Source organism: Mesobacterium hydrothermale (assembly GCF_035818635.1).
GTDB classification, from domain to species: domain Bacteria; phylum Pseudomonadota; class Alphaproteobacteria; order Rhodobacterales; family Rhodobacteraceae; genus Mesobacterium_A; species Mesobacterium_A hydrothermale.
Genome location: NZ_JAYLLH010000018.1, coordinates 23,338 through 44,258, shown reverse-complemented (window position 1 = coordinate 44,258; position 20,921 = coordinate 23,338). Strand labels below are relative to the sequence as shown.

Annotated in this window: 18 protein-coding genes; 11 read left to right on the top strand and 7 right to left on the bottom strand. The window is 65.5% G+C overall.

Features of this window, described 5'->3' with window-relative positions; translation table 11 throughout:
- Nucleotides 1-96 precede the first annotated feature (96 nt).
- From VK792_RS12935 to VK792_RS12925, 3 genes are all read right to left on the bottom strand, one after another.
- Complete coding sequence (locus tag VK792_RS12935) at nt 97-2,619, bottom strand: penicillin-binding protein 1A (protein ID WP_326297929.1); 2,523 nt, start codon at nt 2,617-2,619, stop codon at nt 97-99.
- 105 nt (nt 2,620-2,724) lie between these two features.
- Nucleotides 2,725-3,948: an N-acetylmuramoyl-L-alanine amidase gene (locus VK792_RS12930; RefSeq protein ID WP_326297928.1), complete on the bottom strand. Its 1,224-nt coding sequence runs from the start codon at nt 3,946-3,948 to the stop codon at nt 2,725-2,727.
- Nucleotides 3,949-4,040: 92 nt separating this feature from the next.
- The gene (locus VK792_RS12925) at nt 4,041-5,201 is read right to left on the bottom strand and encodes a pyridoxal phosphate-dependent aminotransferase (RefSeq protein ID WP_326297927.1); all 1,161 of its coding nucleotides are present in this window, start codon (nt 5,199-5,201) and stop codon (nt 4,041-4,043) included.
- A 60-nt stretch (nt 5,202-5,261) separates the two neighbouring features.
- Here VK792_RS12925 and VK792_RS12920 point away from each other — a divergent pair, with 60 nt between their 5' ends.
- From VK792_RS12920 to VK792_RS12910, 3 genes are read left to right on the top strand one after another with little or no spacing between them, the layout of a single operon-like run.
- Nucleotides 5,262-6,587, top strand: coding sequence for a M48 family metalloprotease (locus VK792_RS12920; protein WP_326297926.1), 1,326 nt, complete (start codon nt 5,262-5,264; stop codon nt 6,585-6,587).
- Nucleotides 6,588-6,608: 21 nt separating this feature from the next.
- On the top strand, nt 6,609-7,358 hold the full coding sequence (locus tag VK792_RS12915) for a DsbA family protein (RefSeq protein ID WP_326297925.1): 750 nt from the start codon (nt 6,609-6,611) through the stop codon (nt 7,356-7,358).
- 4 nt (nt 7,359-7,362) lie between these two features.
- The gene (locus VK792_RS12910) at nt 7,363-7,863 is read left to right on the top strand and encodes a thioredoxin domain-containing protein (RefSeq protein ID WP_326297924.1); all 501 of its coding nucleotides are present in this window, start codon (nt 7,363-7,365) and stop codon (nt 7,861-7,863) included.
- Nucleotides 7,864-7,945: 82 nt separating this feature from the next.
- Here VK792_RS12910 and ispG read toward each other — a convergent pair whose 3' ends face one another.
- The 3 genes from ispG to hemA all read right to left on the bottom strand — a co-directional run bounded on the left by ispG (nt 7,946) and on the right by hemA (nt 11,822).
- Complete coding sequence (ispG, locus tag VK792_RS12905; protein WP_326297923.1) at nt 7,946-9,073, bottom strand: flavodoxin-dependent (E)-4-hydroxy-3-methylbut-2-enyl-diphosphate synthase; 1,128 nt, start codon at nt 9,071-9,073, stop codon at nt 7,946-7,948.
- A gap of 112 nt (nt 9,074-9,185) precedes the next feature.
- Nucleotides 9,186-10,460 carry a helix-turn-helix domain-containing protein gene (locus VK792_RS12900; RefSeq protein ID WP_326297922.1) on the bottom strand — a complete coding sequence of 425 codons (1,275 nt, stop codon included), beginning with the start codon at nt 10,458-10,460 and terminating at the stop codon, nt 9,186-9,188.
- Nucleotides 10,461-10,592: 132 nt separating this feature from the next.
- Complete coding sequence (hemA, locus tag VK792_RS12895) at nt 10,593-11,822, bottom strand: 5-aminolevulinate synthase (protein ID WP_326297921.1); 1,230 nt, start codon at nt 11,820-11,822, stop codon at nt 10,593-10,595.
- A 395-nt stretch (nt 11,823-12,217) separates the two neighbouring features.
- Between hemA and VK792_RS12890 the strand changes: the two genes are divergently transcribed.
- Nucleotides 12,218-13,588, top strand: a complete 1,371-nt coding sequence (locus VK792_RS12890) for a M20/M25/M40 family metallo-hydrolase (protein ID WP_326297974.1) — start codon at nt 12,218-12,220, stop codon at nt 13,586-13,588.
- Nucleotides 13,589-13,789: 201 nt separating this feature from the next.
- Nucleotides 13,790-14,332, top strand: a complete 543-nt coding sequence (locus tag VK792_RS12885; protein WP_326297920.1) for a hypothetical protein — start codon at nt 13,790-13,792, stop codon at nt 14,330-14,332.
- A 3-nt stretch (nt 14,333-14,335) separates the two neighbouring features.
- On the opposite strand, the gene VK792_RS12880 is transcribed toward VK792_RS12885, so the two are convergent.
- Entirely contained in the window at nt 14,336-16,003 is a 1,668-nt protein-coding gene (locus VK792_RS12880; RefSeq protein ID WP_326297919.1) for a divergent polysaccharide deacetylase family protein, read from the bottom strand.
- 156 nt (nt 16,004-16,159) lie between these two features.
- Between VK792_RS12880 and VK792_RS12875 the strand changes: the two genes are divergently transcribed.
- The 6 genes from VK792_RS12875 to VK792_RS12850 all read left to right on the top strand — a co-directional run bounded on the left by VK792_RS12875 (nt 16,160) and on the right by VK792_RS12850 (nt 20,920).
- Nucleotides 16,160-16,741 carry an anthranilate synthase component II gene (locus VK792_RS12875; RefSeq protein ID WP_326297918.1) on the top strand — a complete coding sequence of 194 codons (582 nt, stop codon included), beginning with the start codon at nt 16,160-16,162 and terminating at the stop codon, nt 16,739-16,741.
- Nucleotides 16,738-17,754 carry an anthranilate phosphoribosyltransferase gene (gene trpD, locus VK792_RS12870; RefSeq protein WP_326297917.1) on the top strand — a complete coding sequence of 339 codons (1,017 nt, stop codon included), beginning with the start codon at nt 16,738-16,740 and terminating at the stop codon, nt 17,752-17,754. The genes VK792_RS12875 and trpD overlap by 4 nt, the downstream gene beginning before the upstream one ends.
- An 88-nt stretch (nt 17,755-17,842) precedes the next feature.
- Nucleotides 17,843-18,484: a uracil-DNA glycosylase gene (locus VK792_RS12865; protein ID WP_326297916.1), complete on the top strand. Its 642-nt coding sequence runs from the start codon at nt 17,843-17,845 to the stop codon at nt 18,482-18,484.
- The gene (trpC, locus tag VK792_RS12860; protein ID WP_326297915.1) at nt 18,481-19,284 is read left to right on the top strand and encodes an indole-3-glycerol phosphate synthase TrpC; all 804 of its coding nucleotides are present in this window, start codon (nt 18,481-18,483) and stop codon (nt 19,282-19,284) included. The genes VK792_RS12865 and trpC overlap by 4 nt, the downstream gene beginning before the upstream one ends.
- A complete protein-coding gene (gene moaC / locus VK792_RS12855; protein ID WP_326297914.1) occupies nt 19,281-19,757 on the top strand; it encodes a cyclic pyranopterin monophosphate synthase MoaC in 477 nt (158 codons plus the stop codon). The genes trpC and moaC overlap by 4 nt, the downstream gene beginning before the upstream one ends.
- Nucleotides 19,754-20,920 carry a molybdopterin molybdotransferase MoeA gene (locus VK792_RS12850; protein ID WP_326297913.1) on the top strand — a complete coding sequence of 389 codons (1,167 nt, stop codon included), beginning with the start codon at nt 19,754-19,756 and terminating at the stop codon, nt 20,918-20,920. The genes moaC and VK792_RS12850 overlap by 4 nt, the downstream gene beginning before the upstream one ends.
- Nucleotide 20,921: the final 1 nt, after the last annotated feature.

Genomic DNA, 20,921 nt, shown 5'->3' with positions numbered 1-20,921 from the left:
CTGAAGTTTCAGATGTGCCTGATAGCAAGGCCCAAGCCGCGCGACAAGCGGGCTTGGGCCGGGGCGCCGTGGAACGTGCGGCGCGTCTTTCGGTGGTTAGTACAGCCCGCCCGAGCTGAGCGAGCCAAAGCTCGCCTTGGGGCCGACGGTGACGCGCTTGCCGGTGGTTGTGGTGACTTCCTGGCCCTGAGCGTCATGCTGAATGATGTCGAAATTCCCACCCATGGCGAACCCGCCGTCGAACTGGATGCCAAAGATCGGCTCTTCGCCATCACGGAAACATTCCGACACGACGTTCGGGCCGCTGGCGGAATCCGACAGGCGGGCCCCGGTATAGCGGTCGATGTTGATGAACATGCAAGCCGTCGGCACCTTGAACCGGCCACCGCCGTATTTCTGGATCGCCTCGGTCATGAAACGCTGGAACACCGGCCCACACATGCCGCCGCCCGACGCGCCGCGGCCCAGCGATTTCGGCTGGTCATAGCCAATGTAGCAGCCCGCCACGATGTTCGAGGTGAAGCCGATGAACCAGACGTCCTTGGCATCGTTGGTGGTGCCGGTCTTGCCCGCGGTCGGCACCGGCAGCTTGACCGTGCCCGAGGCGGTGCCGCGCTGCACCACGCCTTGCATCATCGAGGTCAGCTGATAGGCGGTCACCGGGTCCATCACCCGTTCGCGATGCGATACGATCTGCGGGCTCAGGTCGCGCGGGATGGCGGGGTTTTCGCAATCGAGGCATTCGCGACGGTCGTGACGATAAACGGTCTGGCCGAACCGGTCCTGCACGCGGTCGACCAGCGTGGGCTCTACCCGTTCGCCGCCGTTGGCGAACATCGCATAGGCCGCAACCATGCGGTAAAGCGTGGTTTCCTGGCTTCCCAGCGCGTTGGCCAGCACCGGCGACAGGTGTTCGTAGACGCCGAACCGTTCGGCATAGGCGCCGACCACGTCCATCCCCACCTCTTGCGCAAGGCGGATGGTCATCAGGTTCCGCGACCGTTCGATCCCGGTGCGCAACGGGGTTGGGCCATAATATTGGTTGCTGGCGTTCTTGGGTCGCCAGACTCCCTGCGGCGTGTCGATTTCGATCGGGGCGTCGATCACGATGGTGGCCGGGGAATAGCCGCTGTCCAGCGCCGACGCATAGACGAAGGGCTTGAAGCTGGAGCCCGGCTGGCGCATCGCCTGCGTTGCACGGTTGAAGACCGAGTTCTGATAGCTGAAGCCGCCCTGCATCGCGATCACGCGGCCGTTGTTCACGTCCATCGCCATGAAACCGCCCTGCACTTGCGGCACCTGCCGCAGCGTCCAGCGGATGAAATCGCCCTGCCCGTCATTGCCCGTCGTCATGCGGCGCACATGCACCACGTCGCCGGGCTTGAAGTTGTCCTTGAAGCTGCCCTTCATCCAGGCAATGTCCTTGCGCGGCACGACGAACGGTTCTGCCTCGGACTCTTGCACGTCTTCGATCAGCAAGCGCATCGACTGATCGCCGACCTCGCGTACCACGGCGACGTGCCAGACGCCGTCAAGATCAATGTCGCGGGCGACGCGCACCTCGGCCAGCGCTGCGCGCCAGCTGTCTTCGTCATCCAGCGCGGCAACGTCGATTTCCTTGCCGGTGCCGCGCCAGCGGCCCAGGCTGCGGTCGTAATCTTCCAGCGCCTTGCGCAACGATCGTGCGGCCAGAACCTGCATTTCCGGGTCGACCGTGGCGCGCACGCTGAACCCGCCCGAGAAGAATTCGCCCTCGCCGAAGTCGCGGCTGAGTTGGCGACGGATTTCATCGGTGAAATAGTCGCGCGGCGGAAGTTGCTGCTGGAACGGCTCGAAATCGCCATTCTGGACCGAGCGCAGCGGCTGCTGCCGCTCGGATTCATAAACGGCCTTGGTGATATAGCCGTTCTCGTACATCTCTTTCAGCACGAAATTGCGGCGATCGGTCAGACGCTGCTTGCGACGCACCGGGTGATAATCGCCCGGCGCCTTGGGCAGCGACGCCAGCATCGCGGCTTCGTGCGGGGCCAGTTCCGACAGGGACTTGTTGAAGTAGGTCTGCGCCGCAGCGGTCACCCCGTACGAGTTCTGGCCGAGGAAGATCTCGTTCAGATAAAGTTCCAGGATCTTGTCTTTGGACAGCGCCTCTTCCACGCGGCTGGCCAGGATGATTTCCTTGATCTTGCGTTCGACCCGGCGGTCGCCGGACAGCAGGAAGTTCTTCATCACCTGCTGGGTGATGGTCGACGCACCCCGCACGTTCGAGCCGCGCGATTTCACCGCATCAAAGGCTGCGGCGGCGATGCCCATCAGGTCATAGCCCTTGTGCTGGTAGAAATTCTTGTCTTCCGCCGAAATGAAGGCCTGTTTCACAAGGTCCGGAATTTCATCGGCAGGGGTGAACAGGCGGCGTTCCTGGGCGAATTCGTCGATGATCCGGCCCTGTACCGAATAGATCCGGCTGATCGTGGGCGGCGTGTATTGGGCCAGGCTTTCATGGCTGGGCAGATCGCGGCCGTACATCCAGAAAATCGCACCGATGGTCAGCGCAACCATCATCAGCCCCAACGTCACAACGCTGAAGATCGAGCCAAGGAAGGAAAGGATGAAGCGGATCAATGCTGAGCGCCCTTTAACAGTTTGGCGCTCAGTATACCGGAACCGCCTTGCGGTCAAAAGCATTACCGCCCGGCAACCGGCGGGTTCCCGCAGATGTGACCGCACTTATTGCCGCCTGAGCCGCGCCAGCGCCGCGTCCTCCAGCGCCCACGCCTTGAGACCGTCGCGCAGCCCCGCCGCCATGCTGGCGCGCCAGATCGGGTCTTGCAGGTTGCGCAGGTCGTCATTGGTGGACAGGAACCCGACCTCGACCAGCACCGACGGAATGTCGGCGGCCTTCAGGACGGAAAAATCAGCCTGCAACAACGGGCGTTTGTGAACCCGGCCCACCGCGTTGCGGATCCCCGCGACAAGGTATTTCGCCATTGCCTCGCTGCGCGGGGTGTTGTCCAGCCGGGCCAGGTCCAGCAACACGCCCGCGACCTGGTCGTCCGACCCCGACAGGTCCAGACCTGCCAGCAGGTCATCGCGGTCGTGACGTTCGGCCAGCGCGGCGGATGCCGCGTCGGACGCTTCGTCTGACAGGGTGTAAACCGTCGCGCCACTGGCCTGCCCCGCCGCCAGCGCATCGGCGTGCAAAGAGATGAACACATCGGCCTGCACCGCATGGGCCAGTTCCACCCGCGCCTCAAGCGAAACGAACGTGTCGGAATCGCGGGTCAGATGCACCTCGAACCCGCCTTCGCGGCGCAGGGTCTCGCGCAGTTCGCGTGCCATCGCCAGCATCAGCCGCGCCTCGGTCGCCTCGCCGTTGATGGCACCGGGGTCGATGCCGCCATGGCCCGGGTCGATCATCACAACCAGCGGACGGTTCGGGGCGTTGCGGTCTCGCGGCGACTGAACGTCGGCGGCAGGCGGCAGGTCCCAACGCGGGTCATGCGGCGCACCGGCGGTCTGGTCAAAGTCGGCCTGCGTCACCGGCGACAAGGCCACGGTCAGCACGGCGCCGCCCTGCCCCTCGGTCGCAAGACCGGCGGTGGTGACGGCCAGCGGCTCTTTCAGCACCGCCACCAGCCGGGACCAGCCGGGACGGAAGCCGCCGAACCGCAGCTCGCTCACGCGCTTGCTGTCCAGCAACGCCTTCGGATCGGTGCCCTGCCAGTCGACCTCGCGGAAATCCAGCACAAGCCGGTTCGGTTCGGTCAGGGTGAAAACGCGGTAGGGTACGCCCTGGCTCAGCGTCAGCACAAGTTCGCTTCCGCCAAAGGTCCGGTCGCGCAGGTGGCTGGCCCCGGCATCAAGCCGGGCCAGCGCCCCGAAGCCCTGGGCCCAAAGCGGGCCTCCCAGCAGCCCGGCCAGAACGGACAGGATCAAAACAAATCTGCTCATCGCCATTACGGTCTTGGTTGCCTTTTGCCCAGCCTACACCAGTCGCGCCTTCCGGTCGCGGACATTCGACAAGACACTGCGCGCAGGACGGGTCACGATTGCGCCAGATGCCCGCGTTTCCGCATGAAGGCCCGCAGCCGTTCCAGCCCTTCTTCGATATCCGCCGTCGCACGGGCATAGGAAAACCGCAAGGTCCCCGCCCCGCGGTCAAGGTCGAAATCCAGCCCCGGTGTCACCGCAACTCCCGCTTCGGCAAGGATATCCTGCGCAAAGGCGCGGCTGTCGTCGGTCAGGTGGCTGACATCGGCATACACATAGAACGCCCCGTCCGGCGGCGCGATCCGGTCGAACCCGGCCTTGGGCAGCCCTTCCAGCATCAGCGCGCGGTTCTTGCGATAGACCGCCATGTTGGCCTCCAGCTCTTCGGTCGCGTCCATCGCGGCAAGGGCGGCGATCTGGCTTGCGTGGGGCGGGCAGATGAACAGGTTCTGCGCCAGCCGCTCGACCTGGCGCACCTGGCCTTCGGGCACCACCAGCCAGCCCGCGCGCCAGCCGGTCATGCTGAAATATTTGGAAAAACTGTTGATGACACAGACGTCGTCGCTGATTTCCAGCGCGGACACGGTTTTGCGGTCATATTCGATGCCGTGATAGATCTCGTCCGACAGGAACGCCGCCCCGCGCGCCTGCGCGGCATCGACCAGCGCGCCAAGCGCATCGCGGTCCAGCATCGTGCCGGTGGGGTTGGCGGGAGAGGCAACCATCAGCCCGTCGTAGTCGACCCCGGCCAGGTCCTCGGGCGTGGGTTGCAGGCGGTTTTCCGCCCTAGCCTGCACCTCGACCGGGACAAGGTCCAGGGCCTTCAGGATCTGGCGATAGGACGGATAGCCCGGGGCGCCGAGTGCCACCCGGTCACCGGCATCGAACAGCGCCGAAAAGGCAAGGATGAAGCCCCCCGACGACCCCGGCGTGACCACCACCCGGGCCGGGTCAAGATCGACATTATACCAATCGCCGTAAAGCCTTGCGATCCGGTCCCGAAGTGCCGGAAGCCCCAGCGCCACGGTATACCCCAGCGGATCGGTCTGCATCGCGCGGGCCAGCGCGTCGCGGGCGGCGGCGGGCGCGGGCGTGCCGGGCTGGCCCACCTCCATGTGGATGATGTGACGGCCCCCGGCCTCGGCCTGGCGGGCGGCTTCCATGACATCCATCACAATGAAGGGATCAACCGCCCCCCGTCTTGAGTTTCTCATGCCGTTCTCCCTACACTGCCGCCGATGGCAGGAGTTACGGGCGAAAGGCAGGGCAGGTCAATGCGGCGGGTGCAGGTAATCGGAGCGATGGTGATGCTGTGCGCCGCACTGCTGGCGGCGGCCCCGTTGCGCGCCGCGTCACTGCTGCGCGATGCCGACATAGAATATGCCCTGACAGAACTGGCCAAGCCGGTGCTGCATGCCGCCGGACTGAGCCCGAGCCAGGTCAAGATCCTTGTGGTGCACGACGGCACGTTGAATGCCTTCGTCGTCGATACCCAGGCGATTTTCATCCATTCCGGGCTGATCCTGAAACTGGACAGCGCTGCCGCCTTGCAAGCGGTGATCGCGCACGAGGCCGCGCATATCACCAACGGCCATATTTCGCGCCGGTTGTCGAATTTCCGCAGCGCGCGCACCGCGGCGGGGATTGGCATGGCGCTGGCCGCAGCGGCTGCGGCTTCGGGTGGGGGCAAGGCCGCGGCGGGGCTGGCCATCGGCAGTCAAAGCTCTGCCATGCGGCTGTTTTTTGCCCACACCCGGGCCGAGGAAAGCTCGGCCGATATCAGCTCTGTCCGGTATCTTGTTCGGGCGGGCATCGACCCGCAAGGCGCGATGGACGTGCAGGAACTGTTCCGGGGACAGGACGTGCTGTCAGAGGCGCGGCAAGACCCCTACATGCGCACCCACCCGATGAATTCCGACCGGCGGCGGGCGCTGGCCGGATTGGTGGCCAGCGTCAGCAAGAAAACCGCGCCGAACCCCACCGCAGACTATTGGTTCGACCGGGCCAAGGGCAAGCTGTCGGCGTTCTTGCGCGCCCCGGGCTGGACCCTGCGGCGCGCGGATGACAGCGTCAGCAAGGATATCGCCCACATGCGCCGCGCCGTGGCCTATCATCGGCAGAGCGATCTGAATCGCGCGACCAAGGAAATCGATGCGGCCCTGGCGCTGCGCCGCAACGATGCGCTGTATCTGGACCTCAAGGGGCAGATCCTGCTGGAAAGCCGGCAGTACAAGTCCGCGACCAGTGTGTATGCCAGTGCCGCCAAGCTGGCCGGCAATCACCCGCTGATCCTCAGCGGCTATGGCCGTGCGCTGCTGGCCGCCGGACAACCGGGACAGGCGCTCAAGGTGCTGGAGGCCGCCCGTGCCCGCGATTTCCGCGACCCACGCCTGCTGCGCGACCTGGCGGTCGCCTATGCCAAGACCGGCAACAACGGCATGGCCTCGGTGGTGACGGCGGAACGCTATGCCCTTCAGGGCGATCTGAAAAACGCCGCGATTCACGCCAAGCGCGCCGAGGCGCTGCTGCCGCGCGGATCCGGCCCATGGAACCGCGCGATGGATGTGTTACATGCAGCGCAACAGGCGAAACGCCGTTAAGATTTCTGCAAGGAGAAATGAATGAAAACCGCCCTGTCCGCCCTGGCGCTTTGCGCCGCGATGACCACGCCCGCGCTGGCCTTCGACATCACCGACATGTCGACCGAAGAACGCGCCGCCTTCCGTGCCGAGGTGCGCGCGTACCTGCTGGACAACCCCGAGGTCATCATGGAGGCCGTTGCCGTTCTGGAAGCGCGCCAGCAGGAACAGGCCCAGCAGAACGACGCGATGCTGGTTCAGGTCAACGCCCAAGCGCTGTTCGACGACGGATTTTCCTGGGTCGGCGGCAACCTCGACGGCGATATCACGCTGGTCGAATTCACCGACTACCGCTGCGGCTATTGCCGCAAGGCGCATGACGAAGTGTCCGAACTGGTCGCAAGCGACGGCAATATCCGCTTCATCGTCAAGGAATTCCCGATCCTTGGCGACGCCTCGGTGGTGTCGTCGCAATTCGCCATCGCGACGCGGATGGTGGCCGGGGACGTGGCCTATAAATCAGTGCACGACGCGCTGATCACCCTGCAGGGTGAGCCGTCCGAGCCCGCGCTGCGCCGGCTTGCGACCTCGCTGGGGCTGGATGCCGATGCGATCCTTGACAAGATGGGCTCGCCCGAGGTCGACCGCGTGATCACAGAGACCCGGCAACTGGCCGGGCGGCTGCAGATCAACGGCACGCCCACGTTCGTGCTGGGCGACCAGATGCTGCGCGGCTACGTGCCGCTGGACGCGATGCGCGGCATCGTTGCGGACCTGCGCGACAAGGGCTGAGCCCGTGCGCACACTGGCGCTGGGTGCGATGCTGGTCGGCGGGTCGGGGGCGGCCGAGGGGCTGTTCGACGCATCCCGAGACCGGGCGGCGCTTGGGGCCGAACTGCGCGCGCTGCTGACCGAAGAGCCGGACATCGTCGCAAAGGCGCTGTCCGGCCCTTCCCCCTACCAAGACGCGATTGCCGATGACCTTGCGTTGATCGGGCGCGAGGCGGCGATCCTGTTCGACCCCGCCCGCGACGGGTTCGGCCCGGCGGGCAGGCCGGCGCTGGTGATGTTCACCGCGTCCGACTGCGCCAGCTGCGCCACGGCGGAACGCGACCTGTCGGCCCTGGCAGAGGCCGGCGCGCTGCGCGTTGCCGTGATCCGCGTGGATGAAACCCCCAAAGATGCCGCGTTGATGGGCCGGCTGGGGCTGGACCTGCTGCCGTCCTACGTGCTGCCCGACATGATGGTACGGGGTGATGTGCCGGTGTTCGTGTTGCAGCGGTATCTGAACCGGTAGCGCGGATGCCGCGCGCGGGAGCGAGGGGTTTCACACCCCTCGCGCTCCCCGTGGGATATTTTCCGCCAGAAGAAGGCAGGAGTTATTCGGTCGCCTCGGCCGCGGCCTCTGCCTCGATCTGGGCGGCTTTCTTTTCGACCTGTTCGACGATGTGATCGACCATCTGCGCGTTCGACAGCTTGTGGCTGGCCTTGCCCGCGAGGTAGACCATGCCGCTGCCCGCGCCGCCGCCGGTGAAGCCCACGTCGGTCATCAGCGCCTCTCCGGGGCCGTTGACGACGCAGCCGATGATGCTGAGGCTCATCGGGGTCTTGATATGTTCCAGCCGTTTTTCCAGTGCCTCGACGGTCTTGATCACGTCGAACCCCTGCCGCGCGCAACTGGGGCAGGAGATGATGTTGACGCCGCGATGGCGCAGACCCAGGGATTTCAGGATCTCGTAGCCGACCTTGACCTCTTCCACCGGGTCGGCGGACAGGCTGACGCGGATCGTGTCGCCGATGCCCATCCACAACAGGTTGCCAAGACCAATGGCAGATTTGATCGTGCCACTCATCAGCCCGCCGGCCTCGGTGATGCCCAGGTGGATGGGGGCGTCGGTCAGCTCTGCCAATTTCTGGTAGGCGGCGGCGGCCATGAACACATCGGAGGCTTTGCAGCTGATCTTGAATTCGTGAAAATCGTTGTCTTGCAGGATCTTGATGTGGTCGAGGCCGGATTCGACCATGGCGTCGGGCGTCGGTTCGCCGTATTTGTCCAGCAGGTGCTTTTCCAGGCTGCCCGCGTTCACGCCAATGCGGATCGAACAGTTGTGATCGCGCGCGGCCCGGATCACCTCGCGCACGCGGTCCTGGCTGCCGATGTTGCCCGGGTTGATGCGCAGGCAGGCGGCGCCGGCCTCGGCGGCCTCGATCCCGCGGCGATAGTGGAAATGGATGTCGGCAACGATCGGCACCGGGCTTTCGCGGACGATGTCCTTGAGCGCCCTGGCGCTGTCTTCGTCGGGGACGGAGACGCGCACGATATCGGCCCCGGCATCGGCGGCGGCCTGGACCTGCGCGATCGTGCCCTTGATGTCGGTTGTGACCGTGTTGGTCATGGTCTGCACGGTGATCGGCGCATCTCCGCCAACCGGCACGGTGCCGACCATGATCTGGCGGCTTTCGCGGCGATAGATGTTGCGCCAGGGACGGACGGGGTTGAGGCTCATCTGACGGCTCCTGTCGGGCAGACCTGTTGCGGCGTGGTGTAGCGCGGAACGGCGCAAACGAAAAGGCCCCGGGGCGGGCCCGGGGCGTGGTACTGACAGGGTTGTGAAAGGATCAGTCCTGAACCGGGGCGTCGGCCAGTTCGGCCACCACGCGGGCCAGATCGGTATCCGCCTGGATATTGGCAACCTGGTAGGTGGCGATCAGGTGATCCACCGCCAAGGGCAGGTTCGACGTGACAGAGCCGCTGGGACCGGCAGGGCCGTAAGCGTTGCCGTTCATGGCAAAATAGATCGCCCCGGATTCGCCGACGCGGATCGTCGGCGCCTCGGCCAGTTGCGGCACCGACCAGGTGTCCCCGGCGTTCATGATGCCCTCGTAGATCGAAGTGCCTTCGGCCGAGCGCACGCGCACCCAGGACGGGCGCACGGCAACGATGGTCACGCCCGGCGCGCCATCGGCGAACACCTTGGGCTGCGGCACCGGAGCAGCATCGGGATCGGCTGCAATCGCCCCCAGATCGGTCAGCGCCATCTGAACTGCGCTGTCGGTGTCGATCTGCGGCAGGTTCGGGCGTGCCACCTCGGCGAAGGCGCCGACGGTCGACGGGTCAAGCGTGGAAATCGGCGCATCGCGCGCGATCAGTACCGGCACGTCCAGCGCCTGAGGGCGGTACAGGCGATCCATCGCCTCGGACCCCGGAGGAGTGAACACACCGGCCCCGTTGCCAGCGTCGACGCGGGCCATGTCGGCATCGCCGGAATTGGCCACAGGCTTGACCGCAGTTTGCAGCGGGTCGAGGTCGGACAGCACCACCGGGGTCTGTTCCACCGGCGACAATTGGACACGCTGCACCTCTTGCAGAACGGACCAGCCGCCATAGCCGATCCCGCCCATCAGCAGCAGCAACACCAGTGTCGAGCCAAGCGCGCCCGGTTCAATCCGCGACAGAAAGCTGTCGGCACCCGGGGCAAACGGCAGGTTGGGCTGGGTGAACATATCGCGATCGGCGGATTTCACCGAGGGTGCGATCACGTCGGACTTGCGGATGCTGGATGCCTTTTCGGACATGCCATGCGCGGTTGCAAACCCGCTTTCGGCGCAGAACGCGGCATAGGTTTCATCCGGGTCCATATTCAGATAGCGCGCATAGGACCGTACGTAACCGGCGATGAAGCCCGGGGTATCGAAGGCAGACGGGTCACAGTTTTCGATGGCCGCAATATAGCTGGCCTTGATCCGCAATTCGCGCTGTACGTCCAGAAGCGACTTGCCCATCGTCGCCCGTTCGCCGCGCATCAGATCCCCAAGACGCAGTTCAAAATCGTCAAAGCCCTTTGGCTCAACGACCTCGAAGGAGTCCTTGCGCTGGGATTTCCACCCGATCATGCCGGTAGCCCCACTTCCACCATCTCTGATCGCCCCATGCCTGCCCAACATGCATGGACCATTACGATTCGATCCATGCGTTTATTTCCGGCAGGTTAGCACACTGCAAGTGATTTTGCACTTGCAGAGAGGTCAGGCGCTCAATTCGGCACGATTCAGCGCACAGTGGCTCCATAGCTGGTCCATTGCACGGATCAGCTTGTCCATTTCGCCCGGACCATGAACCGGAGACGGGGTGAAGCGCAGCCGTTCGGTGCCACGCGGCACGGTCGGGAAGTTGATCGGCTGGACATAGATGCCATAGCCTTCCAGCAACATGTCGGACAGTTGCTTGGTGTGGACCGGGTCGCCGACAATCACCGGCACGATGTGCGACCCGTGATCGATGATCGGCATCCCCATACCCTTCAGGCGGGTCTTGAGGATCTTGGCGCGTTCCTGGTGCAGGTCACGCAGTTTCTGGCCTTCGCTGGTCTTCAGGAAGGCAACAGAGGCCTGGGCCCCAGCCGCCAGCGCCGGCGCCAGCGAAGTCGAAAAGATGAAGCCCGGCGCATAGGACCGCACGGCGTCGCACATCTTGGCCGAGGCGGCAATATAGCCGCCCATCACGCCATAGGCCTTGGCCAGCGTTGCATTGATGATGTCGATGCGATGCATCAACCGGTCGCGTTCGCAGACACCTGCGCCGCGCGGGCCGTACATGCCCACCGCGTGGACTTCATCGATATAGGTCAGTGCGTTGAATTCATCCGCGAGGTCGCAGATTTCTTCGATCGGGCCGAAATCACCATCCATCGAGTAGACCGATTCAAACGCGATCAGCTTGGGCGCGTGCGGATCGTCGGCTTCCAGCAACTCTCTCAGGTGCGCCACGTCGTTGTGGCGGAAGATACGCTTGTTGCCGCCATTGCGGCGCACACCTTCGATCATCGAGGCGTGGTTCAGTTCGTCCGAATAGATGATCAGGCCGGGGAACAGTTTGGGTAGGGTCGACAGCGTGGCATCGTTGGCGATGTACGCGCTGGTGAACAGCAGCGCCGCTTCCTTGCCGTGCAAATCGGCCAGTTCAGCTTCCAGCCGCTTGTGATACACGGTGGTGCCGGAAATGTTGCGGGTGCCGCCCGACCCTGCGCCGGTGGCGTCGATCGCCTCGTGCATGGCGGCCAGGACAACGGGGTGCTGACCCATGCCAAGATAGTCGTTGCCGCACCAGACTGTGATCGGTTGTTCGCTGCCGTCAGGCTTGCACCAGGTCGCGTGCGGAAACTGGCCCTTCTTGCGTTCGATGTCGATGAACGTCCGGTAACGGCCTTCTTCGTGAAGACGGTTCAGGGCGATGTCGAGTTTCGCGGTGTAGTCCACCGGGCTCCTCCTTCTTGCTTCCTTGCACTGCGCGATGCGCGGTGTGGTACGGTATACATTTCCGCATTCAGTTTTATGAATGACTAGCGGTTGGGCGTGCTTGTGGCAAATATTTAAGGAATGACCAACCGTCGCAGCCTTGATTTGGGTCAACCCGACCAAGGAGTCACGGGATTTCAGGGGGTTGTCAGGCGCAAATGTCGCATATCGGAAACAAGTTTTCCGGTTTTGCGCTGTTAGCGCTGCACTGCGGCAGACGAATCGTTCCGCCCTGCCCGTGGCCCTGGCACTGCACGGCGATCAGGCCAGACCTTGCCGATCCCGCCCGAAATCCGGTTGCAGTTTGCCCGCGCATCAATACGCTCCGCATCACTTCAAACATGAAAGGACATCTCATGTCGCTCGATCCCGTGCTGGCGCGTATCGATTCCGATCTGGAGGCGGCAACCGACCGGTTGCTGGATCTGCTGCGCATTCCCTCGATATCGACCGATCCGGCCTTCAAGGCCGAGTGCGACCGTGCCGCCGATTGGCTGGTGGCCGATCTGCAATCGCTTGGTGCCGAGGCCAGCAAGCGTCCGACGTCGGGCCATCCGATGGTCGTGGGCCATATCGACGGACCCGGCCCGCACCTGCTGTTTTATGGCCACTACGACGTGCAACCTGTCGATCCGCTGACGCTTTGGGACCGCGATCCGTTCGACCCGCAAATCGAAGACACCCCCCGGGGACGTGTCATCCGCGGGCGCGGATCGTCCGACGACAAGGGCCAGCTTATGACCTTTGTCGAAGCTTGCCGGGCATGGAAGGCCGAGCACGGGGAACTGCCCTGCAAGATCACCTTTTTCTTCGAAGGAGAGGAAGAGAGCGGCTCGCCCTCGCTGATCCCGTTCATGAAGGACAACGCGGCGGAACTGACCGCGGATATCGCCTTGATCTGCGACACCGGCCTGTTCGACAGCCGGGTACCCGCGATCACCACCATGCTGCGTGGGCTGCTGGGCGAAGAGGTCTGTATCACCGGTCCCGACAAGGACCTGCATTCGGGCATGTACGGCGGTGCCGCGATGAACCCGATCCGCGTGCTGGCCAGGATCATCGCAGCACTGCACGACGACACAGGGCGGATCACCGTGCCGGGCTTTTATGACGGCGTGCCGGAAATCCCTGACGCGCTGAAGGCGCAATGGGACGGGCTGGGCTTCGACGCCTCGGCCTTCCTGGGGGACGTCGGGCTGGCCGATCCGGCGGGCGAACAGGGCCGCAGCGCGCTGGAAATGCTGTGGTCGCGCCCGACCTGCGAAGTGAACGGGATTTCCGGCGGCTATGAGGGGGACGGGTTCAAGACCGTCCTGCCGTCCAAGGCCAGCGCCAAGATCAGTTTCCGTCTTGTCGGCCAGCAGGACCCGCATGCACTGCGCGAAAGCTTTCGCGATCATGTCCGCTCCATGGTGCCCGCCGATTGCAAGGTCGAGTTCAAGGGCCACGGCGCCTCGCCCGCGTCGGTCATGTCGACCGACCACCCCGCGTTCGAGGCCGCCCGGCAAGCGCTGTCGGACGAATGGCCGGACGCGGCGGCCTATGTCGGTTGCGGCGGCTCGATCCCGATCGCGGGCTATTTCAAGAACCTTCTGGACATGGACGCGATGCTGATCGGGTTTGGCAAGGACGACGACCAGATCCACAGCCCGAACGAGAAATACGATCTCGAAAGCTTCCACAAGGGCATCCGCAGCTGGGCGCGGGTGCTGGCCGCGGTCAGCTGAGCCGGCGCACTGTCTGGCCGGCGCGCCCGGGTTTGGCGCATGTTTCGCGCCAAACCCGGGCGTACGCGCCACAATTGGCCCTATCCAGCGTCAATCCTTAAAATCATTAGGAAATTTTCGCGGTTTCCGTCCGGTAAAGCCAGCATTCCTCCGCGTTCGATCCACATTTACGCCACGTTTCGGGCCTATGAGTTAACCGTGATGAGACCCATAGTTCGTAAACAGACGCGTGACGACTTTTACCACCGGCTGGCCAGCGTGGACCGCCGGTACCGGTTGCGCACCCCCTTTCACCTGCGTCGGGACCGGCGCGGGGAACGCCCGTTCCTGTGGTGGAACATCGGTTTCTTCTGGACCTACATCATCGTTTTCGTGGCCTTCAACCGGACCCGCGTGGAAATCGCGCTGGATGGCAGCACCCTGCCGCGCTCGATGCACGATCCGGTCATGGCGACGCTGTCGGCATCGCTGTCGATTTCGGTGGTGTTTCTTGGCTATCATATCCTGCGCGCCCTGTTCCGGGCGCGCCGCTACTATAACAGTGGCAGCGCACTGCTGGGATTTGCGCTGGCGATGACGCTGCACATGCTGCCGCAGTCTTACTATACCGCCGCGTTCAACGTCCTTGACGACGACACCAAGCAATTCGTCACCGCCACCAGCGAAAAGGTGCGCAGCGTCAACTGGGCAGAGGTGGTGACCGTGACGTCGGAAACCAACCAGGCTGCGATCTTTTTCGAATAGACCTCAGGTGCCGTCCGGCGGCATCAAAAGCACGTTCGACACCGGAACCAGTTCCAACGCGGTGGCGCGGTCCTGCAATCCCCACAGCAACAGCGACGATACCGTGTCGGGCCGCATCCGCCCCAGCATCACCACCGCCCCCACCTGCCGCGCGCGGAACGCCGCCTGATCCAGGAACCGGCGCATCACGCGCGGGGTCTGGCCGTCGCCATCGAAATCGCGAAACACGGTGACCGACGGCACACCTTCGCGTCTGGCCAGCGATTGCGCCGTGTTCAGCCCGTTGGGCAGCATCACCAGCCCGTGCCCGGTTTGCAGCATCAGTTGCGCCACGCGCCCCGACAACGCTCGCGAACCTTGAAGCCCGTCGCCCACCCCTTCCATCACCGCGATAGCGGCCGGAACCTGCGCCAGCGCGCCCTGTACAGCGGCCTGCGCGTCGAAGGGCTGCGTCGTGCCGGGCACGTCGACAAGGGCCATCACCTCGAACCCCAATGACCGATACTCTTCTGCCAGAGCGGTGGCGTTGGGCAAGGCGGTGTCAACGGCAATGGTCAGCGGCAGCGGAAAGGCCGACAACGCATCAGGGGTCATCGGGCCGATGCCGTCATGGATCAGCACGATCGCCATGCGGGGCTGTTCCGGATCAACATTGACCGGGATTGCAAAGCGGCGCAGCGGCGGCAGATCGTCATCGGCCTGCGGCGCTGCGCCCTCGTCGCGTCTCAGCCGGTTGGTCGGCACCGCGTCGCGGTCCAGCAGACTGCCTGCCGGCGCACCGATCTTCGGACCGGGATCGTCAGTATCGCTGGCGGGCCGCCGGATAAAGGGCCGCGCCGGTTGCGCCGCTTGCGGCGGCTCTGCCGGGGTGGCGTCAGGCACCGGCGTCGCATCCGGTGCCGTCCCCCCGGGTGAGGCCGGGTTGGCCGGCGTCGCCGGGCGTTGCGACACGGCCGGCGCATCGGGGGCCGCAGCCACCGCGGGCGCGGCCGGGGCATCGCCGGCCTCTGGCGCATCTGGCAGCGGCGCCGGAGCCGCTTGCGGCAGCGTTTCGGGCGTGGTGTCCGGCGATTGCGGCCGCGCGCCCGGCGTCGGCCTCGCCCCCGGAACGGCCGGTTCCGCGCTGCTGCCCGGCATGGTCGGCAAGGCCGCGACCTGTTCGGCGCTGCGTGGCGCCTCGGGCGCCGGTGCGGTGACGGGCATCCGGGCCGGATCGGTTGACAGGCTTGGCCCGGCCTCGGCCGTTGGAGCGGCCGGGCTTCCCCCCGAGCGGGCAAGCGTCACCGGGGACTCGCCCGTCGCCGTGGTTGCGGGTCCGCCTTCGGCACTGGTCCCGGCTTCGGGCTTGGCGACATCGGTGCCGACACGGGGGACGGCCCCGGGCCGGGTGACGTCACCGGCCAGCGCGCTGTCGGTGCCCGCGCCCGGCGCAGCCATGCCGGGCAATGGTGCCTCGGTCACGGGGGCGTCGGTGCCGGGGGTGGTTGCGGGCGCGGCCCCGTCAGCCACATCGGGCGTTGCGATGCGGGCGGTTTCAGTCACCGGCGGATTGGCCAGCGGCACAGGTGGGCGCAGCCGTTCCGGCACCCCCACGGCCAGCGATACGCCCATCGCGATCAGCGCGGCGACCGCGGTGCCACCCAGCAATCCCGCCAAGACGCTCTTTGCCATGACCCGTCTGTCCTTCTCTCTGCCCTTACGCCACCGTTTCCCGGTTTCTGTGCTGTCCGGCGGCCCTGTCGCCCTTGACGCTGCGCCTTGCCCCTGTGCATGTATACCGCGATCCTGCCACGGGCGACCAGCCCCCGGAACCCAAGAAGCGACCCGATGCTGCTGCTGATAGATAACTACGACAGTTTTACCTACAACCTGGTGCACTACCTGGGCGACCTTGGTGCCGAAGTCGAGGTTTTCCGCAACGACGCGCTGGACGTGCAGCAGGCGATGGAGATGAATCCCGCCGGCATCGTGCTGTCGCCCGGCCCCTGCGATCCGTCGCAGGCGGGCATCTGCCTTGCCATGACGCAGGCCGCCGCCGAAACCGGCACGCCTTTGCTGGGGGTTTGCCTGGGACACCAGACCATCGGCCAGGCCTTTGGCGGCACCGTGGTGCGCCATGATGAAATCGTGCACGGCAAAATGGGGCTGATGCACCACACTGGACGGGGGCTGTTCAAGGGCCTGCCGTCCCCGTTCGAGGCGACGCGCTATCATTCGCTGGTGGTGCGCCGTGACGACCTGCCCGACAGCCTTGAGGTGACTGCCTGGCTGGAGGATGGCACAATCATGGGTCTGCAACACAAGACGTTGCCGATTCACGGCGTGCAGTTCCACCCGGAATCCATCGCCTCGCAGCATGGCCATGCGCTGCTGCAAAACTTCCTGAACGAACTGAAAGTCCCCGCATGAGCGATACCCTCAAGCCCCTGATCGGGGCCGCCGCCGACCGTCCGTTGACCCGGGAAGAGGCCGAAAGCGCCTTTACCATCCTGTTCGAGGGCGAAGCGACCCCGGCACAGATCGGCGGCCTGCTGATGGCGCTTCGCACACGCGGCGAAACGGTTGAGGAATATGCTGCGGCCGCGGCCGTGATGCGCGCCAAGTGCAACAAAGTCGTCGCGCCAAAGGGGGCGATGGACATCGTCGGCACCGGTGGCGACGGCAAGGGCACATTGAACATTTCCACCGCAACGGCCTTTGTCGTGGCGGGCGCTGGCGTGCCGGTGGCCAAGCATGGCAACCGCAACCTGTCGTCGAAATCGGGCGCGGCGGATGCGCTGACCCAGATGGGCGTGAACGTGATGATCGACGCCGCCCATGTCGAAAAGGCGCTGGCCGAGGTCGGAATCGCCTTCATGATGGCGCCGATGCACCACCCGGCGATGGCCCATGTCGGACCCGTACGGATGGAGCTGGGAACCCGTACGATGTTCAACATCCTTGGCCCGCTGACCAACCCGGCGGGCGTCAAGCGCCAGTTGACCGGCGCGTTCACCCGTGACCTGATCCGCCCGATGGCCGAAACGCTGGGACAGCTTGGCTCGGAACGGGCATGGCTGGTGCATGGCTCTGACGGCACCGATGAAATCACCATCACCGGTGTCACCTGGCTGGCCGCGCTCGAAGAGGACGGTTCGATCCGTGAAACCGAACTGCACCCCGAGGACGCCGGCCTGCCGGTGCACCCGTTCGAAGACATCGTCGGCGGCACGCCCGACCACAACGCCCGCGCCTTTGCCGCGCTGCTGGACGGCGAGGCGTCGGCCTATCGCGACGCGGTGCTGCTGAACACGGCGGCCGCGCTGGTGGTGGCCGGCAAGGTCAGCGATCTGCGCGACGGCGTGGCACTGGGGCGCGAAAGCATCGACAGCGGTGCCGCCAAGGCCCGGATCGAGGCGCTGGCGGCAGCGACGCGGGGTTGATCCCGATTTCCCCGACACGGCACAAGATGCCCGTTCTGCCCGGCGCCAGCGCCGGACAGAGCCGTTCAGACCTGTCGGGCCGGCGCGCATGATCCCTCCTGCCTGGTCCAGTTTGCCCTTTTTCACCACCGACTGGCCGCGCATCGCCGCCGCGCTGGAAAATGACCCGCGCCCGATCCTGCCGCCGCGCGACCGGATTTTCGCCGCGCTGAACGCCTGCACGCCCGCGCAGACCCGTGTCATCCTCCTTGGTCAGGACCCCTACCCGACCCCCGGCCATGCCCATGGGCTGGCGTTTTCGGTGGAACCCGAGGTGCGGCCGCTGCCCCGATCGCTGAACAACATCTTCAAGGAACTGATCGACGATCTGGGCGCCGCGCCCCGGACCGGCGACCTGCGGTTCTGGGCGCGGCAGGGCGTGTTGCTGCTGAACACGGCGCTGACCGTTCCGGCCGGTCAGGCCGGGGGACATGCGAAACTTGGCTGGTCGACCCTGACCGCGCAGGTGCTCGACGCGCTGAACGACCGCCCCCGCGCGGCGATCCTGTGGGGCAACCACGCCCAGGGCTTTGCGCCGCACCTAACCCGGCCCGATCACCTGATCCTGAAAACCGCCCATCCCTCGCCGCTGTCCGCACGCAAGGGATTTTTCGGCTCTCGCCCCTTTTCCCGCGTGAACGACTGGCTTATTGCCAAGGGAGACACGCCGATAGACTGGACGAACGCATGACGACGACCATCCTCGACAAGATCAAGGCCTACAAGCTGGAAGAAGTGGCCGCCGACAAGGCCGCCACGCCGCTGGCAGAGGTCGAAGCCGCCGCACGGGCCGCAAGCCCGGTGCGCGGCTTTGCCAAGGCGCTGCGCGCGGCGCAGGATACCGGGTATGGCCTGATTGCAGAGGTCAAGAAAGCCTCGCCTTCCAAGGGGCTGATCCGCGCCGATTTCGACCCCGCGACGCTGGCCAGGGCCTATGAGGACGGCGGCGCGACCTGCCTGTCGGTGTTGACCGACACGCCGTCCTTCCAGGGGGCGAAACCGTTCCTGACCGATGCGCGCACGGCCACCAGCCTGCCCGCTCTGCGCAAGGATTTCATGTACGACACCTACCAGGTGGCAGAGGCCCGCGCGCTGGGGGCCGATTGCATCCTGATCATCATGGCCAGCGTCAGCGACGCGCAGGCGGCGGAACTGGAAGACGCGGCATTCGCCTGGGGCATGGACGCGCTGATCGAGGTTCACGACGCCGAGGAACTGACCCGGGCGCTGCAATTGAAATCGCCGCTGATCGGGGTCAACAACCGCAACCTCAAGACCTTTGAAACCACGCTCGACACCACGCGAGACCTGTCCAGGGATGTGCCCGCCGACCGGCTGCTGATTTCGGAATCCGGGCTGTTCACCCCGGCGGACCTGGCCGATATGGCCGCCTGCGGCGCGCGCAGCTTTCTGATCGGCGAAAGCCTGATGCGGCAAGACGACGTGACCGCGGCGACAAGGGCCCTGCTGGCCGATCCGGTGCCGGCATGAGCGGGCTGACCCATTTCGACGCCAAGGGCGATGCCCATATGGTCGACGTGTCCGACAAGGCCGTCACCAGCCGCATCGCCGTCGCCGCCGGACACATCAAGATGGCACGCGAAACCTTTGATATCATTTCCGAAGGCCGCGCGAAAAAGGGTGATGTGATCGCCGTGGCGCGGCTGGCGGGGATCATGGGCGCGAAGAAAACGCCAGAGCTGATCCCGCTGTGCCACCCGCTGCCGGTGACCAAGGTGGCGGTTGACCTGACGCTGGATCCGGACCTGCCGGGGCTGCAGATCGAGGCGACGGTCAAGACCACCGGCCAGACCGGCGTCGAGATGGAGGCGCTGACCGCGGTCAGCACCGCCGCGCTGACGGTCTATGACATGGCCAAGGCGGTGGACAAGGCGATGGAGATCGGCGGCATCCGCGTGATCCTTAAAGACGGCGGAAAATCAGGGCGGTACGAGGCGCAATGATCACGGTATCCGAAGCGCTCGACACGCTGTTCGCGCTGGCCCGGCCGCTGCCGGTCGAAGAGGTTCCGCTGATGTTCGCCGTCGGCCGGGTGCTGGCCCGCCCGGTCAGCGCGCGCCGGACACAGCCACCGTTCGACGCCTCAGCCATGGACGGCTATGCGGTGACGGCCGCGCGGCCCGGCGACATGCTGACGGTGATCGGGGAATCTGCCGCCGGGCTGCGGTATGACGGCACGGTCGGTGCGGGTCAGGCGGTGCGCATCTTCACCGGCGCGCCGGTGCCCGCCGGCGCAACCCGCGTCGTCATTCAAGAGGACGTGACCCGCACCGGCGACACGATCACGATCGGCGACAAGCTCGACTCCGGGACCAACATCCGCCCCGCCGGCAACGATTTCGCCGCCGGGGCAGAGATCCCCGCGCCGCGTGTCCTGACGCCCAACGATGTCGCCCTTCTGGCGGCGATGAACATCCCCACCGTTCCGGTGACGCGCCGCCCGAGGGTCGCGCTGATTTCCACCGGCAACGAACTGGTCATGCCGGGGGAAGAGCCGGGGCCGGACCAGATCATCGCGTCGAACACCTTTGGCCTGCACGCGATGCTGCACCAGATCGGGGCAGAGCCGCGCCTGCTGCCCATCGCGCGCGACAACGTGGAGTCGCTGAAGCTGGCGTTCGATCTGACCGACGACGCCGACCTGGTGATCACCATCGGCGGTGCGTCGGTTGGCGATCACGATCTGGTTGCCGGTGTGACCGAGGCCCTGGGGATGAGCCGGGCCTTCTACAAGGTCAAGATGCGCCCGGGCAAGCCGCTGATGTCGGGCCGGATGGGCGGCAAGATGATGATCGGCCTGCCCGGAAACCCGGTGTCGGCCATGGTCTGCGGCCATGTCTTCGTGGCGCCGGTGATCCGTGCCTTGCTGGGCCTGGGCACCGCCCCTGCCCCGCGCCTGACCGCGCCGCTGGCCGCGCCGATTGGCGCGAACGGCCCACGCGAACATTACATGCGCGCGGCATTGGGGCCGGACGGTCTGCGGATTTTCGAACGTCAGGACAGCAGCCTGCTCAGCGTTCTGGGCGCGGCAAACGCGCTGGTGGTGCGCCCCGTTGACGATCCCGCACGCGCGGCCGGTGCGCTGGTGGACTATCTGCCGATCTAGG